Consider the following 16,764-nt stretch of genomic DNA (forward strand, 5'->3'; position numbering starts at 1 on the left):
CACGACTCACATCATTTACGCAGAATAGGAAGTGAAACTTGTGACAGCCAATCATGTAATGAACGATGCAAAAGTTGTACTCCAGGCGGGAGAATTGACGTTTTCCTTTTTGCCTAGCGGTGATCTTTATCAAGCCACTTACGGTACGACGATGATCAATCAGCTGCTCTCCAATTCGATTGATGGCGCCCTCAACAATTTGTTTCTGAGAATCCATACCGAAAGCGGCATCGAGGCCGTTCCTATGCTCGGGGTACACTCTAACAGCGCGGTCACTCATGCGGATAACCGGGTGATATGGGAAGGCAGCGTCAAGGGAGTGGATTATAAGGTTCTGTTTACCCCAACGGATACCGGCGCATGGTTCTGGGACGTCGAGCTCCAGGGGAAAGGAATTCAAGCCGACGTCGTGTATGGGCAGGATATCGGCATCGCCCATCCGGGCGCCGTTCGAAACAATGAAGCCTATCTGTCCCAATACATCGACCATGCTGTGTTCGAGAAGGAAGATCTGGGGTATGTCGTATGCTCCCGTCAAAATCAGCCGCAGGGAGGCGTATTCCCTTATCTTCAACAAGGAGCGCTGACTTCTGCCGTCGGGTATGCAACGGATGGCTTTCAGTTCTTTGGTCTTTCTTATAAAGAGACGAACCGGGCTGAGGCTTTATCCAAGGAGAGCCTGCCGAATGAGGTCTATCAATATGAGTTTGCCTATACCGCCCTGCAGTCCCCTCGCGTAACGCTGAATGGCACGGCACGGTTCGTATTTTACGGCTTGTTTAAGGAGAATCATCCGGATGCGGTCACAACGCTTGAATTCCAGGATGAGCTGCAGGCTGCGTGGCAGCAGGCTGAAGCGCGCCGCTTGACGGAGACGGGCAATTCGCTGCCCCGGATCGAGCGATCCGAGCGCTTCGGGGAACCTTTGCGCACATTGCCGCTGACGGAAGACGAGCTGAACGCTTTGTACCCTGTACGCCGCCAAGAGGAGCGTGACGGGGAAGAACTGCTCTCGTTCTTCACGGATACTTATGAGCATATCGTCATGAAGGAGAAGGAGCTCCGCGTAGAGCGTCCGCACGGCCATATCTTGATGAGCGGCAACAATGTAAAGCTGGGCAGTCCTGTCATCACGACAACCTCTTACATGTACGGCGTGTTTAATTCCCAGCTGGTGACGGGGAACACGAACTTTAACAAAATGATGAGTCATGCGCGAAACGCACTGAACGTGCCTAGGACATCCGGACAGCGGATTTATGTCGAGATGGACGGAGAGTACCGCCTGTTGACGATGCCGTCCGTGTTCGAGATCGGCTTTAACTATGTACGGTGGTATTATAAGACCGAAAGCGACATGCTGATCATCACCAATTTCACGTCTGCCGCGGCTCCGGAGGTTACGCTTCAAGTCCGTTCCGAGAGCGGGAGGGCTTATCGTTATCTGGTCACCATGCAGATCACGATGGATGTCAATGAATATGAAGTGCCGTATCAAATGGTTCAGGAAGACGGCATTCTGACTTTCCGTGCCGATTCGGCATCGCTCAGCGCTTCCGTGTACAAGGAACTGCATTATCGTCTTGGCGTGACGGGAGCCGATATGCAGGTTAAGGACGAAACTTGTCTGGCAAGCCATATCGCGCCCGGCAGTGCCTCCCTAACGGTACTTGAGCTTGGCGAGAGTACGGAATGGACCATGACGGTACAAGGCAGCCTTGATGCAGCGAGCGCTCCGCTAGTGGCGCGGGAAGCCGATGAAGAGATTGCAAGCTACCGCTCATTCTATGCGTCCGTCATGAACGGGTTTCATCTGAGCCGGCAGAATGGGCAGGAAGACGGCTTGTTCAAGGTAAATGCGCTGGCCTGGTGGTATACGCATAACATGCTCGTTCACTATTCGGTACCGCACGGCCTGGAACAATACGGCGGCGCAGCGTGGGGAACGCGCGATGTATGCCAAGGGCCTGTCGAATATTTCATGGCTACGCATAAATACGAGCAGGTACGCGAGATCCTGCTTGAAGTGTATTCCCACCAGTATGAGGATGACGGAAATTGGCCGCAATGGTTCATGTTTGATCAATATGCTCATATTCAGCAGGAAGAGAGCCACGGCGATATTATCGTATGGCCGCTTAAGGTGCTGGGCGATTACTTGGCCGTTACGCATGATTACAGCATATTGGAGTCGGTTGTTCCTTACACAAGAAAACACAGCTTTGATTTTACGGAGCAGACGTATACCGTGCTTGAGCATGTGAAGAAGCAAATGGCCTATATCCAAAATCATTTCCTGCATGACACCTATCTGTCTTCATATGGAGACGGGGATTGGGACGATACGCTTCAGCCGGCTAACGCGCAGCTGAAGCAGTTCATGGTCAGCAGCTGGACGGTGGCATTGACCTATCAGACCTTGAACCAGTTCTCCCGCGTTATGGAGGGTGTGGACCAAGTGATGTCCGATGCCATGGGGGAACTCGCGGAAGGAATTCAGCGGGATTTCAATACGTATATCTTGAACTCCGAAGTCATTCCGGGCTTTGTCTATATGGAGAGCAAGGAGCAAAGCAGATTCCTGCTGCATCCGTCCGATGAGGAAACGGGAATCCAGTACCGGCTGCTTCCGATGACGCGCAGCATGATCAGCGAGCTGCTGACGCCGGAGCAGGCAGCAAGCCATTATGAAATTATCCGTGAGCAGCTGTTCTGTCCGGACGGCGTGAGATTGATGAACCGCCCGGCCGTATATGCCGGCGGCGTCAGTACGCACTTTAAGCGGGCGGAGCAGGCGGCGAATTTTGGCCGGGAGGTTGGCCTTCAATATGTGCATGCGCACATCCGTTATGTGGAGGCGATGGCAAAGCTCGGCAAGAACAGCGAGGTTTGGAGCGGGCTGGAGCGCATCAACCCGATCGGCATTACCGAGGTTGTGCCGAATGCGGAACTGCGTCAGAGCAATGCGTATTTCAGCAGCTCGGACGGGAAGTTCAACACGCGTTATGAAGCGCAGGAATCGTTTGATGCGCTGCGCAGCGGACGCGTGCCTGTCAAAGGCGGCTGGCGGATTTATTCCAGCGGTCCGGGGATCTACATGAACCAGCTGATCTCCAATGCGCTTGGCATTCGCGAAGCGGGAGGAGACCTGGTGATTGATCCGGTCCTGCCGAAGACGCTGGATGGCCTGGAGTTCCAATTCAACTATGCGGGGATAGCGGTAACGTTCATTTATCACGTGGTTCGCGCCGAGCAGACCCGTATCACGATTAACGGGCAGGATGTGGCAGTGGATGCTATCCGGAACCGATACCGCGCAGGCGGCGTTCGTATTGCGGGTGCGGATTTCAAACGATTGGCCGGAGAGGGCGACACCGGCTGTGTCGTGGATATTTACACCTCTATTCATGAACAATAATTCCTAACCCGTGAACCTCGTCTGCAAGAAGCAAACCGGTCTGATATAATAGAGAGAATGGTTATCAAAGTGAGGGATGGCGATGAAGACCCGTCAAGAGACATTGACCATCCGGTTCTCCGAGATGAAGGATGCTGCTGCACTCATGGAACTCGACGAACTGGTATGGGATCGCAATACGGCCCCTGCCCCATTGGAGTGGACCTCAAGAGATCAGTATCTTCTGCATTGTCCGCCAGGCACACAGCTCGTGGCGCTGCATGAGGGAGAATTGTGCGGTTACATCGGATTCCGGTCGCCCACAAGCCTTCGCAGTAATCGTCACGTGCTGGAGCTGAACATCGCGGTTCACCCTGCCTATCAACGGCAGGGCATCGGGCAGCGGCTGATTGAAGCCGTGAAGGATATGGCGCGCGTGGAAGGCATTTCGAAGCTGAGGCTGCGGGTGCTGTCCAGCAATCCGGGCGCATTCTCTTTTTACAGGAACTGCGGGTTTCAGGAAGAGGGCAGGCTGATTCAGGAGTTTTACGTGGATGGACGTTACGTCGATGATATCTTAATGTGCTGCTTCTTATCATGATCGCATCATGATATCCCTCTAGGCCGGTTAACGTGCGGCAGAGAGGAGTCATAGGGTTGAACAGTCCGGCAGCTTGCCGGGCTGTTTCGTATGTTAAGGTCAATCAGGGATTTCTGGTTGGCCTTATGTTATTTGGCCCGCCACTTAAAACGGCTTCTGGACAAGGGTACACGCTATTGCATATAGTAGATGAAAAGAAAAGAAGGCGGAGGTTATTTTCCATGACCATGGGCATTGTATCGCTGAATGTGGGAAAGCCTGTAACGGTTGATTACCAGGGAAAGGACCTGTCTACCGGAATTTATAAGCAGCCTGTGGAAGGCCCCTTATTCCTAAGTGCGTTGAATTTCCAAGGGGATGGTCAGGCCGATCTCGTCAATCACGGCGGCGTGGATAAGGCGGTGTGCGCGTATCCTTCTGAGCATTATCCCTATTGGGAACAGTCCTTGGGCAAACAGATGGAGTATGCTGCATTTGGCGAAAACCTGACGCTGCGGGGGATGCTGGAGGATCAGGTTTGCATCGGGGATGTATACCGGATAGGCGACGCGGTGGTGCAGGTCAGCCAGCCTCGATATCCCTGCTTTAAGCTGTCGCAAAAGCATGGCGTTAAAGACATGCCGGCAAGAGTATTGAATACGGGATACAGCGGGTTTTACTTTCGAGTCCTGGAGGAAGGGGACGTCCATGCCGATTCCGTGGTCGCTCAGCTTGAGTCCCATGCTTCCGGCATCACGGTGCTGGACGTGCTTCGAATGATGAAGGATGGGCGGAAGGATGAACGCGGGTTGTCCCGCATGCTGGAGATCGATGCGCTGTCAGCCAGCCTGAAGGCGCAATTCGGCAAATGGCTGGAGATCCTGCGGGACCATCAGGAGTGAGACGCGGGCTCCCAGCCAAGCACTTAGCCAAGGTTATCCTACGTCCTGGAACATATACAGACAACAAAAACCGGCTTGCGTCCTGATCGTAGGATACAAGCCGGTTTTGTTGGGATTCTAGTGCTAAGTGAAGCTGAACAATTTCAATAATTGCAGGAAAAACATCCTTTTAAGTGCGGCCTGTGTTCTGCGAAAAAGCGCCGATGGGACGTTCTTAGAACGTTATCGCGCATTACCTCATCCGCTTCCATTCGCTCTGAATCATGCCGTAGACCGCATGGTTGACATAGCCTTGGGGGAGCTTCTCGGCTTCCCTTATGACTCCCTCCAGGACAAACCCCAGCCGTTCCGGAATGGCCCGGCTGCGATGGTTGGCCGTTGCACAGCGAATCTCCACCCGGTTCAGGCCCATTCGCATCAGCGCGTGATCGGTGAACGCCCGGCATGCGCTTGTCATCAACCCTTGCCCCGTAAAATGCTGATCCAGCCAATATCCGATGCTGACCGAGCGGTTGCTCCAATCAATCTCATGAAACGAGATGGTGCCTGCCAGCTCCTCGCGGACCCAGATGCCAGCCGAAAAGCCGCCGTTCTCGGCCGCTTGCTTCATGGCGCCTTTGATATAATTGACGGTATCGTTGACCTCGGTAACAGCATCCACCCACGGAAGCCACTTGCGAAGACGGTCCCGGGACCGATCGGTAATTTCGAACATCGCCCGTGCATGCTCGATGGCAAGCGGGCGCAATTCAACATGGTCATCTAAAGTGTATCCAAACATACGGTATCTCCTTTGTTCTCCATCGTGAAGTATATGTAGCTTTAACGTGTCCGCTTCACTTTTTGCTCCAATGCGTAAATATCTTCTTCAATGGAAATCATACGCTGATTAACAACCGTTCTGCAGTCGCTGAGCGCTTGATTGTATAGATGCGGCCCTAAGGTTTCCATGAAAAAATCAAGAACCCCTTCTGCTGCCAGATGGCCGAGGGTTTCCCCGCGCTCCGTTTCAAAGTATTCCTGAACCAGTTCAATCAGCTGTTCACGTTGTTCTTTGGGGAATTTACGAGGTTTCATAAGATGATTGCAGGCCTCCTTCCATCGCTGTTTTTCTCTCCATGCTACCTTATTGAAAAGCCCCCGTCAAAACGATTCTCACCGGCATTTTCGGTTGTGGGAGGATCTCTGTGCGCAGGTTTAAAGCTGGGAGCGGGCTGCTTATATGAATCCTCATCCCAAGTCGGCAGCTTGCGGTCCGGAAGTGCCGAATTCCTTGAACAATCGCGGCATTACAGGTATATTTAAGGGAAACACGTTTATACAGGAGATAGACAGAAATTACAGGACGAAAGGTTGATCAACGTGGAGAACCATCGGGGCACCCCCTCCAATTTTATAAAAAATGTTATTACCGAAGACCTGAAGTCCGGTAAAGTCAAGGAAATCGTTACCCGCTTTCCGCCGGAACCGAACGGCTATTTGCATATTGGACATGCCAAGGCCATATGGATCAATTTCACGCTGGCCGATGAATTCGGCGGACGGACGCACTTGCGGTTCGATGATACGAACCCCGTGAAGGAAGACATTGAGTATGTGAACTCCATTAAGGAGGACGTGAAGTGGCTCGGATTCGATTGGGAAGAGCTGCGGTACGCGTCCGATTATTTTGAAGAGATGTACAACCGTGCGGTGCTGCTGATTAAGAAAGGGAAAGCTTACGTGGATGACCAATCCGCCGACCAAATCCGCGAAACGCGCGGAACCCTGACCGAGCCTGGGCAAAATAGTCCCTACCGGGATCGCGGCGTGGAAGAGAATCTGGATCTGTTCGAGCGGATGCGCAAAGGGGAATTCGCCAACGGCGAACGCGTGCTGCGCGCCAAGATCGATATGGCTTCTCCGAATATCAATCTGCGGGATCCGGTCATCTACCGTATCTCTCACGCGCATCATCACAATACAGGCGACAAGTGGTGCATTTATCCGATGTACGCTTTTGCCCATCCGCTGGAGGATGCCATTGAAGGGGTTACGCATTCCCTATGCTCTCTGGAGTTTGAAGATCAACGCCCATTCTATGATTGGGTCGTGGCGGAATGCGAGATGGACAGCACGCCGCATCAGTATGAATTCGGGCGTCTGAATGTGGCGCAGACGGTTACGAGCAAACGCAAGCTGAAGCAGCTCGTAGACGAGAATGTTGTGGACGGCTGGGATGATCCGCGCATGCCGACGATCTCCGGACTTCGCCGACTGGGGTATACGCCTGAAGCCATTCGCAACTTCGTGTTTGAGACGGGGATTTCGAAGGCGTACGGCACGGTGGACCGCCAAGTGATGGAACACTTTATCCGTGAGGATCTGAAGCTGAAGGCGCCGCGTACGATGGCTGTGCTGGACCCGCTGAAGGTGGTCATTACGAATTACCCTGAAGGTCAGATCGAATGGCTGGATGCCGAGAATAACACGGAGAATCCAGAGATGGGGATTCGCCAGATTCCGTTCTCGCGCGAGATTTATATTGAGCAAGAGGATTTCATGGAAGATCCTCCGAGCAAATATTTCCGCTTGTTCCCGGGCAATGAGGTGCGTTTGAAGCATGCGTATTTCATCAAGTGCAATGACGTGATCAAAGACGAGAACGGCAAGGTCATCGAGATCCACTGTACGTATGATCCGGAGACGAAGAGCGGGAGTGGCTTTACCGGACGCAAGGTGAAAGGAACGATTCACTGGGTGGAGGCCACGCAGGCCGTGCCTGCCGAATTCCGCCTGTTCGAACCGCTGTTCAAGGACGAAGAGGAAGAAGCCGAATTGGTGCAGGAGGTTGCAGGCGAAGCGGAAGAAGCAACTGCCGAGAAGTCTTTCCTGGACGACATCAATCCGAACTCGCTGCAAATCGTGCAAGGATTCGTGGAACCGAATATGAAGGATGCTGCACCGCAGGACAAGTTCCAGTTCTTCCGCCATGGATATTTCAACGTCGACTCGAAGTATTCGCAGCCAGGACGTCCGGTATTTAACCGCGTGGTCTCCCTGAAGAGCTCGTTCCAGCTTCCGAAGAGCTAATCAACATAAACCGCATGGACGGCGTAGAAGATGTCTCTCGCGCCCTTATAACGTAAACAAGACTCGAAGATCCGTTACAGGATTCATTCGAGTCTTGTTATATTACGGTGATACCAGCTTGCAATTGGAATGGCTTGCGTACAAACCACGTTCTAACTCGCCGCGTACTCCTCGATCTCGTCGCCTTCGGGATCGTCCGGATGCAGCGGCTGATACCCGTGCTTGCGAAGGTTGTACCACATCCAGCCAAAGCCGATGGCCCCCACAATGGCAAGCATCGTGCCGGTCCAGTACATGATCTGCGCCCCGAAGTTTTGGAACATCCAGCCGCCGGCGAGACCGCCGATGACGCCGGATATGCCGCTCCAGCTTAAGGTATAGATCGCTTGTCCGGAAGCGCGATACGGCGTCGGAACAAACAGCATCGTCAGCTGTACGCCGACATAGAAATAGCCGCCGAAGGTTACGCAGTGCAGCAGCTGGATGAAGGCCACCTCCAGCGCGCTGTTGGCTTCCGCCATCAGCAGCCAGCGGAGGGCGAAGAGCAGGCTGACAATCGTCAAGCAGCCGACCAGGACATTGATTTTACGCTTCAGGAAGCGGTCAAACAGAATGAAGATCACCACTTCGAATATCGACGAGAAGAAGATCGCCAGGCCCACCATCTGCTTGGTACCGCCAAGCTCCAGAATGTATAGGGACATAAAGGTGTTATTGGCTGTGTTCGGGATGGATACCATGATGCCTAATAGAATGAACCAGACAAAATAGGAATTCAGGAACAGCCTGCTGAGTCCTTTAAGGTTAACCGATGCCGACGCCGTTGTTTTCTGGATGGAGGGCAGTGTGAACATGAACAACGCCGCCACCAGCAGCATGATCGAGAACACGATGGAGATGCGTCCCGATCCGAGCCGGTCGATGACAGGTCCTGCAGCAATTGCCGTCAGCGCCCACCCCAGGGACCCCCATAGCCGGAACGAACCGAATTTTTGCTGCGTCCCCTCAATATAGGTTAGAATCAGCGAATTCGTCTGTGAGAACATCGGAGTCTGGAAGAAATAAAAGAAAATCATCGTCATGTATATCATTGCGTAGGTATTCGCCTGAAATACGAACTGAACCAGCAGCAGTGTACCGGTCATCATGATCAGCAGCACGCGTTTAATGTTGGCTGCCCGATCACCCCAGAATCCCCAGAACGGATTTGCGAAGATGGACACAAATGGCGCGATGGCCATCAGGCTGCCGATTTCGATTTTGCTCATGCCGATGTCTTGCAAATATAACTGGAAGAAACCGGTGAAGATGACCATGGTTCCGTAAATGAAGAAGTTGAACAGCTTGAGCGATGTCAGCGAAGGTTGAGCATTGTCCATATTCCGCAAGTAGGTCATTCCTTTCAAACCGAATGCAATCCAAAATCGCGGCAACGAAAAATAAGCCGCTTTCCTTTCAATGTATCACGCATTGAAAAGGGATACAAACCATCTTTTAAATGATTTTCCATTATTCTGGTTATTAACCTATAAACTGAATCAAGTTTTTTTACAACGTGTAAGAAAGGCTGGTAGAGCATATGAGCGGTCAACCCATAGATGTCGGCCTTCCGCCGGACCAGGTGACGGGTATCGTGCTTGCAGGTGGAGCCTCCCGGAGAATGGGGAGAAACAAGGCGCTGCTGCCCATAGAGGGAATGAGTCTAATCGAACGAACCGTTCAGGCGCTTGGCAAGGTTAGCGGACGGGTAATCCTATCCACCAATGCCCCGGACTCTTATCCATTTCTCGGACTGGAATGCGTTCCCGACCTTTATGTCGGGCAAGGCCCGATGGCGGGACTCCATGCAGCGCTCAAGTCATCCCAAAGCACATGGAACATGGTTGCTGCGTGCGACATGCCCCATATCCATGAGCGTTTCCTTCGGGGACTACTGGATCTGGCGAACAAGCAGCACACAGCCGCCGCGGTCATCCCCGTTGTAGATGGTAGGGTGCATCCGCTGCTGGCGGCTTATCGCAAAGAAACCGCAGAAGGCCTTGAACGCAGGCTGATCAAGGGACAATTGCGCATGGTAGAGTGGGTGCAGGAGCTGGATGCCGTCTTCGTGCACGAGGAGCAATTAGAGGCAATGACGGGCCTTGATCCGCGCAGGATTTTATTTAATATGAACACGCCTGGGGAATACGAGGCAGCAGGCGGCCTGCTGAACTCGGACTTTCCTGAGGAACAATAGTAGAGTTTCTCATAGCAGCATCAAGGTGCAAAGGTTGATGAAACCGGTACTCATCCTAAAAAAATCCCCGCCATCTAAATGCTTGGCGGGGATTTTAATATAGATAAAACGACTGCCTTCGGCTATTATACGCACAGCAGATGGTTTATCCGCCGATCTGTGACATACGCCGGACGGTGGGGGTATGGCTTTGCGTTTTTTTCTCGAGCGCGAGCGCCATTTCATGATTCAGCGGTTTGGCGCCCAGCGCTTTGCGGAACAGGTTCGCCACCGCGGAAGGATCATCGACGACGCGGCGCACGTTAAATTCGTCGGACCAGTACAGGCAAGCTTTGATGTGGCCGTCAGCCGTCAGCCTGAGGCGGTTGCAGGAATCGCAGAAATGATCGCTGACCGGATGGATCAGACCGAAGGTTCCTGTAGCTCCAACCACCTTCATATTTTGTGAGGGCCCATTGCCGGATGGCCCCTGCTCTTCTTGAATGGTCCAACCCGCCTCCTGGCACACTTCGGATACCCGGCTCAGCGGCATATATGAATCTCGCCAGGCATCGGATGCTTGGCCGATCGGCATGTATTCAATAAAGCGGACATGAAGGGGACGATCGAGCGTCAGCGCGATAAAGTCGCGAATCTCGTCTTCGTTGAAGCCCTTCATTAACACCATGTTCAGTTTGATGGGATCCAGGCCGGCTTCATAAGCGGCTTCAATGCCTTCCAGCACTTTGCGCACTTGACCGCCGCGCGTGATGCGGGCGTATCGCTCCTCATGAAGCGAATCCAGGCTGATGTTGATTCGGGTAAGTCCCGCTTCCTTAAGCAGACGAGCTTTGGATGGGAGCATGATCCCGTTGGTGGTGAGGGAAATATCTTGAATTCCATCAATGGAAGCAATCATATGGACCAAGGACTCCAGATCCTTGCGCACCAGCGGCTCGCCGCCGGTAAGGCGTACTTTGGAGACGCCCATAGGGGCAAGGACGCGCATGATCGCTGCGATCTCTTCATAGCTCATAATCTGATCGTGAGGTTGGAATTCCACCCCTTCTTCCGGCATACAATAGACACAACGAAGATTGCATCGATCCGTCACTGAGATACGAATATAATCATGGACCCGACCGAAAGAATCTTTAAGCGGTTCGATCATGGAAATCCCCCTTTATAGCATGCATGGTCACATTGTAGCTATTCCCCGTACGGGAGTCAATGCACCTTTTGGGTCATGCCGGCAGGACAAGCTGCGGCAAAACGGCCATTGTTTTGTGAGAAGAATCACAGAAAACGCTTTCGGGATCCAGTATATTGAAGCTGTGGACAAAAGCTTTCTCCCCTTGAAAGCGAGTAGTGACATTCTAGATTTCCGAAAGTTTCCTGATTTTTCCGAAATTTTCGGAAATCATTTCAAACTGCTTTCATTAGACGTTCATCTAAGATATACTGTCAAGGATATCACATCCAACAAGAAAGGTTACCAATAGGAGGTTCGATATGGCGATATCACCTGTTCAAACTTTGGAGGTGCCTGACGTCTGTCACAGATGGCTTGAAAACCGGGGGACGGTCTACGAGCTGCTGATTGATTTTTTGGGCAATTGGCCCAGCTTGTCTATGATTGCGGAATGGAGCCGCGGAAGTGGAATTAGCAAGGCTGCGGAATGTTCGAAGGCCGGTACGGACCTGATGACATATTTATGTGGACGCTCACCTGAGGAATTGGTTCGGATTTGCGAATATGAAGGGGCGGAATACCGTCGATTGCTTCAGCAGTCCAAACAGCGTCAGGCGGCAGAGTCTCATTATACGAAGGATGGATGCGCTCAGGATTTAGCCGATTGTTATGCATCCGTCGGTGTTGCCTTTAATAAACTGCACGGCGAAGCGGACGATCATATAGCCATTGAACTGGAATTTATGACACTGCTTCATGACCGTATGCTGAACAATACGTATTGTGAACATAGCATGCTGCAATTGATGGAGGTTCAAGAGAAGTTTCTGGAGGAGCATCTGTTGTCATGGGTGCCATCTCTCTGCAAAGATTTGAAGGAATCCACGAAAAGTCCGCTGTATCAGTCGGTATTCAGTCTGCTGGAGGAGTTCCTCGCACAGGATCTGAACATGCTGAAGACGTGGAAGCATTCCAGGGAAGCTGTGCTGGTACATTAGCGAGCAAGACAACATCATCGTCATCAAAAAAAGCCCCGGTCTCCTAGTGTAGGAAGCCGGGGCTTTGGTGTTCTACTTAATCTTCGATTCTTTTCTTGCTGAACTTCATCAGGAACTCGTACACGATAGGTACCACTACGAGCGTGAGCAGCGTCGAACTGATCAGACCGCCGATAACCGTAATGCCGAGACCTTTCGAGATGATGCCTGCGCTGTTCTCCCAGCCGAATACGAGAGGCAGGAGAGCGCCGATGGTTGCGAGTGCCGTCATCAAGATTGGACGAAGACGGGTAGCCCCGGCTTCTAGCAGGGCTTCGCGGGTGCTCATTCCTTCGCGTTCCATATGGATCACGCGGTCGATCAATACAATCGCATTGGTCACGACGATACCGATCAGCATGAGTACGCCCATGAGTGCAGACACGTTCAATGTCTCGCCTGTGACGAGCAAGCCGATAATGGCTCCGATGACAATGAACGGCAGTGAGAACAGGATGGCGAACGGTGCGAGACCGCCACCGAATGTAACCACAAGCACAAAGTATACAATCGCAATGGCTGCCAGCATAGCGAGTCCAAGCTGTCCGAAGGTTTCGTTGATTTGCTCGGTGACGCCTCCGAACTGGACGGATACGCCGTCTGGAAGCTCAAGCTTGTTCACTTCAGTCTCCAGGTTGGTGGAGGCCGAACCAACATCGCTGGACAAGATATCGGCTGTGACGGTCACAACCATTTTCCCGTCGATGCGCATAATGGAATCTGGAGTCGTTCCTTTTTCCACCTTGGCCACATCTTTGATCGGTACTTCGATCCCGAGCGGAGAGGTGACGGTTTCGTTCTCGATTTCCTTAATGCTCTTATAGGTTTTGCTGTCCGTCTCAATGTAAACATTGTAAGTCTTGTCCTCAATTTTGACTTCGGTCAAGACCGGACGTTCCCGTACAGGAGCCAGCTTCATCGCGAGTTGTCCTGCTGTCAGGCCAAGGGAGCTTAGCTTCTCTTGGTCGGCAACCAGCGTATACTGCTCGAACGCATCGGACAAGCTGGTTTCTGCATTATCAAAGGTTGCGGTATCCTTGTTTGCGAGCTCTGCGATTTGATCAGCCACCGGCTTGATCTGCTCCAGAGAATCGCCAAAGACGTTAACCGTTAACTGGCTGCCGCCAAAGCCGCCGGCCGCCATGTCCATATTGGACCAAGTACCATCAGGTACTTCCTTAGCAAGATCCTCGACAAGCGCTTTTTTGACATCTTCGAAGTTTTTCGTGTCCGGGTCATACATAATATAGAACAATCCGGAATTGGCCGATCCCATGCCAAGCGGATTGCTGCCCCCGATGGAGTACTGCATCGTTTGCACGCCAGGCTGATCCAGGATCAATTTCTCTGCTTGTAATGCGCGTTCCTCTACATCCTCCAGCATGACGCCAGGTTCAGGGGAATATGTCACCATGGCATATTTGTCTTCCTGTTCAGGAATGAAGCTAACTCCAAGGTACTTCGTCAGGAACAAGCTTCCTGCCAATAATACGATGGCTGCCAGGAATGTAATGGCTTTGTGATTGAGCGTCCATTTCAGAATGGAACGATATCCGCGGGCCATTGCGCCCGGTTTCTCTGCATGATCATGTTTGTTCTTCAAGCCTTTGCGGAACAGGCTGTGCGCCATGGCGGGCACAAGCGTGATCGCCACGACCAGGGAAGCGAGCAGTGCGAAGACCATCGTCAATGCAAATGGCATGAACAGCTCTCCGACCATACCGCTGACCAGGGTAAGCGGAAGGAATACCGCGATGGTTACGATGGTGGAGGACATGATCGGTACAAACATTTCACGTGTAGCAGCGCTAATGAGCGCTCGGCCCGTCAACTTCTCGGTCGAGAGGGACATACGCCGGTAGATATTCTCGATTACGACGATCGAGTCATCGACAACCCGGCCGATGGCAACGGTCATGGCACCGAGCGACATCATATTTAGGGTGATATCCATTTGTCTCAGGCACAGAACCGCAATCAGCAAGGACAATGGAATCGAAATAATCGATATAATCGTTGAACGGATGTTGCGCAGGAAGATCATAATGATCAGAACGGCGAACAGCGCGCCGAATAATGCCTTGGAAAGCATCGTATGAACAGAGTCTTCAATCGGCTTGCCTTGGTCCAGCATGATCGTCAGATCCATGCCCGGATAAAGGCCTCTCAATTCTTCGGCCTTGTCTTTGACCTGATTGACAACGTCAACCGTATTGGCGTCGTTGGCTTTCACGATTTGGATACCGATCGATTCCTTCCCGTTGGTGCGGGAGATGGATTCCGAGGTTCCGATAACTTCAATTTTGGCAATCTCGCTGAGTTTTACGGTTGGAATGCCGGTTGGAACGGCCGGAGCACCGCTTGGTCCTCCGGCAGCCGTACCGGCTCCAGGAGCGCCTTGTTGACCTGCCCCAGCTGCGTCACCGGTAGGCTGCTGCGATGGCTGTTGACCTGCCCCGGCATTCGGAGCACCCGCTCCGGCAGATGCATCTGCGCCGCCGCCACCCGGAATAACCGGAATAGCGATATTCTTCAGATCGTCAATGCCGATGATGCCGCCATCAATGGCAACAGCCTTCTGGGATTTTTCCATTTCGAACATGCCGAGCGGAACGTACAGCGCGGAACCCTGCACGATACCTTTGACGGTATCCTCCGTCAGGCCGAGCTCGTTCAGTTTGTCCTGATTAAACTTAAGCTGTACTTCGTTCACGAATTGTCCGGCTACCTGGATGGAAGCAACTCCGTCCAAATCCTCCAACTCCGGAACGATGTCATTCTCTGTAATGCGTGTCAATTCATCCAATGCCATGTTGTCTTTGTTCGCAATACTTAGGGAGACAACCGGCATGGAGCTCATGCTGAATTTGGATATGGTAGGTTTCTGGGCGTCATCGGGCAGCTTTACCTCGTTAATGGCTTCACGAACAGCAGCCGTAGCGTTGTCCAGATCACTACCATAATCAAACTCAACCATGACATTGGCTGCATTCTCCATGGAAGTGGAGGTTACGGTTTTGACGCCGTCGATATTGCGGAGTCTCGTCTCAAGCGGTTTGGTGACATCCTCCACAACACCTTCAGGGGCTGCACCGGGATAGATCGCGGTGACACTTAAGAACGGGACGTTAATATCCGGAATGGTTTCTTGCTTCATCGTCAGTCCGCTGTATAACCCACCGAAGCTGACGATGATGGTCAGCAGCCAGATCGCAAACTTGTTGCGCAGCGAGAAATTGATAATTCCTTTCATTAGGCGATTCTCTCTCCTCTCCATAACTCTATGTCTCTAATTTGAACGAATTTCCCTGCATCATGCCGCCGGGCGTAAGATAGCTTTCAAGCACAGTCAAAATAGTGCCTTTGAGCTCGGTATACAATGTTTCGATTTCTTCGATCCCCTCCAAGTTAGCAAGCATTCCTTTCAGAACGGCCCTGCTGGGCTGGAGGGCAAGCAGCTCTTTCTCCATAATATTGAGGGATTCCATCGCATCTTCCCGGTCCTCCGCCTCGCCCTGGATCTGCTTCAGCTCGTTTTTCATCGCCTTTATGACGATCAGCGGATGGCGCTGTTTGCGAACGTCGGTTTGGCATAATTGTCCCAATTGGCCAATCGCCTCCATCGGGATCAGCGGCTCCGGCCGTCTGCGAAGAATGCTGGCTACGATGTCATCGAGCAGCTGGATCTGGTGATCTGCCGTGATTCCAACATTCAAATGAAATCCCGGCATGAACAGAAAGCGGATATACGAACCCAGCATGCTGGCCATAAACATGCCGATCTCCATCGTATACGGCTCTACGTCCGGTCCATAAATGGTTTTAAGCTTATTGTTAAACCACTGCAATGCAGCGAGCATTTCCTGCCGCATGTTTTCCTTGTCAAAAGGGGGTTTCCCCGGCATCTGATCATGGAACTGCTTCAGGAGATATTCCCGGATCTCCAGAAAATGGATCAAAAGCACTTCCGTCTGCTTGCGCAGCTGTTCCTTAGGCGCAAGCAGCGGATCGTGGTCGACCCGGAGAATCTCGTCTTTTATCCGGCTTGCGATATGCTCGTAAATGCTCTTTTCCAGTTCCTCTTTGGACTTGAAATGAAGATAGAGGCTGCCTTTCGACATCCCGCATACTTCGGCGATTTCCTGCATGGAGGTAACCGAAGAGCCCTTCGCGGAAAACAGCTGCATCGCAGTGATGAGAATTTGCTGTCGTTTTTCTGCCGTTTTATCAGCCAATCAAAAGCTCACCTCGCTTGAGAACTTTACGGTTCTTGGATTGACCATTAGGTCAAGAATTATTATATATGAAAAAGAACGACCGTTTCAACTTTACTACGGTCGTCCCTTTTCATGGGTTCTGAAAACTTATG

12 protein-coding genes are annotated in these 16,764 nt (G+C 52.1%); 6 read left to right on the forward strand and 6 right to left on the reverse strand.

What is annotated here, in order from left to right:
* Positions 1 to 40: 40 nt before the first annotated feature.
* The 3 genes from OHJ21_RS30010 to OHJ21_RS30020 all read left to right on the forward strand — a co-directional run bounded on the left by OHJ21_RS30010 (position 41) and on the right by OHJ21_RS30020 (position 4,879).
* Complete coding sequence (locus tag OHJ21_RS30010) at positions 41 to 3,418, forward strand: GH36-type glycosyl hydrolase domain-containing protein (RefSeq protein WP_486022025.1); 3,378 nt, start codon at positions 41 to 43, stop codon at positions 3,416 to 3,418.
* Positions 3,419 to 3,500: 82 nt separating this feature from the next.
* Positions 3,501 to 3,998, forward strand: coding sequence for a GNAT family N-acetyltransferase (locus OHJ21_RS30015; protein ID WP_100540987.1), 498 nt, complete (start codon positions 3,501 to 3,503; stop codon positions 3,996 to 3,998).
* A 221-nt stretch (positions 3,999 to 4,219) separates the two neighbouring features.
* Complete coding sequence (locus OHJ21_RS30020; protein WP_100540986.1) at positions 4,220 to 4,879, forward strand: MOSC domain-containing protein; 660 nt, start codon at positions 4,220 to 4,222, stop codon at positions 4,877 to 4,879.
* Between the two features lie 232 nt (positions 4,880 to 5,111).
* On the opposite strand, the gene OHJ21_RS30025 is transcribed toward OHJ21_RS30020, so the two are convergent.
* Together OHJ21_RS30025 and OHJ21_RS30030 are read right to left on the reverse strand one after the other, a co-directional pair.
* The gene (locus OHJ21_RS30025; RefSeq protein ID WP_076323950.1) at positions 5,112 to 5,660 is read right to left on the reverse strand and encodes a GNAT family N-acetyltransferase; all 549 of its coding nucleotides are present in this window, start codon (positions 5,658 to 5,660) and stop codon (positions 5,112 to 5,114) included.
* Between the two features lie 41 nt (positions 5,661 to 5,701).
* Positions 5,702 to 5,956: a DUF2164 domain-containing protein gene (locus OHJ21_RS30030; RefSeq protein WP_100540985.1), complete on the reverse strand. Its 255-nt coding sequence runs from the start codon at positions 5,954 to 5,956 to the stop codon at positions 5,702 to 5,704.
* Positions 5,957 to 6,232: 276 nt separating this feature from the next.
* On the opposite strand from OHJ21_RS30030, the gene OHJ21_RS30035 reads away from it, so the two are divergent.
* Entirely contained in the window at positions 6,233 to 7,951 is a 1,719-nt protein-coding gene (locus tag OHJ21_RS30035; protein ID WP_100540984.1) for a glutamine--tRNA ligase/YqeY domain fusion protein, read from the forward strand.
* A gap of 152 nt (positions 7,952 to 8,103) precedes the next feature.
* Here OHJ21_RS30035 and OHJ21_RS30040 read toward each other — a convergent pair whose 3' ends face one another.
* Entirely contained in the window at positions 8,104 to 9,339 is a 1,236-nt protein-coding gene (locus tag OHJ21_RS30040) for an MFS transporter (protein WP_394059545.1), read from the reverse strand.
* A gap of 191 nt (positions 9,340 to 9,530) precedes the next feature.
* Between OHJ21_RS30040 and mobA the strand changes: the two genes are divergently transcribed.
* Positions 9,531 to 10,187 (forward strand): molybdenum cofactor guanylyltransferase, encoded by a 657-nt coding sequence (mobA, locus tag OHJ21_RS30045; protein ID WP_100540983.1) that lies wholly within the window; start codon positions 9,531 to 9,533, stop codon positions 10,185 to 10,187.
* Between the two features lie 145 nt (positions 10,188 to 10,332).
* Here mobA and moaA read toward each other — a convergent pair whose 3' ends face one another.
* The gene (gene moaA, locus OHJ21_RS30050; protein WP_100540982.1) at positions 10,333 to 11,337 is read right to left on the reverse strand and encodes a GTP 3',8-cyclase MoaA; all 1,005 of its coding nucleotides are present in this window, start codon (positions 11,335 to 11,337) and stop codon (positions 10,333 to 10,335) included.
* 341 nt (positions 11,338 to 11,678) lie between these two features.
* Here moaA and OHJ21_RS30055 point away from each other — a divergent pair, with 341 nt between their 5' ends.
* Positions 11,679 to 12,356 (forward strand): TorD/DmsD family molecular chaperone, encoded by a 678-nt coding sequence (locus OHJ21_RS30055; protein WP_100540980.1) that lies wholly within the window; start codon positions 11,679 to 11,681, stop codon positions 12,354 to 12,356.
* Positions 12,357 to 12,432: 76 nt separating this feature from the next.
* On the opposite strand, the gene OHJ21_RS30060 is transcribed toward OHJ21_RS30055, so the two are convergent.
* Both OHJ21_RS30060 and OHJ21_RS30065 read right to left on the reverse strand, forming a co-directional pair.
* A complete protein-coding gene (locus OHJ21_RS30060; protein WP_486022028.1) occupies positions 12,433 to 15,648 on the reverse strand; it encodes an efflux RND transporter permease subunit in 3,216 nt (1,071 codons plus the stop codon).
* A 28-nt stretch (positions 15,649 to 15,676) separates the two neighbouring features.
* Complete coding sequence (locus OHJ21_RS30065; RefSeq protein ID WP_100540978.1) at positions 15,677 to 16,630, reverse strand: TetR/AcrR family transcriptional regulator; 954 nt, start codon at positions 16,628 to 16,630, stop codon at positions 15,677 to 15,679.
* Between the last annotated feature and the right edge of the window lie 134 nt (positions 16,631 to 16,764).

Source organism: Virgibacillus sp. LDC1, assembly GCF_025792345.1.
GTDB lineage: Bacteria > Bacillota > Bacilli > Paenibacillales > Paenibacillaceae > Paenibacillus_AQ > Paenibacillus_AQ lautus.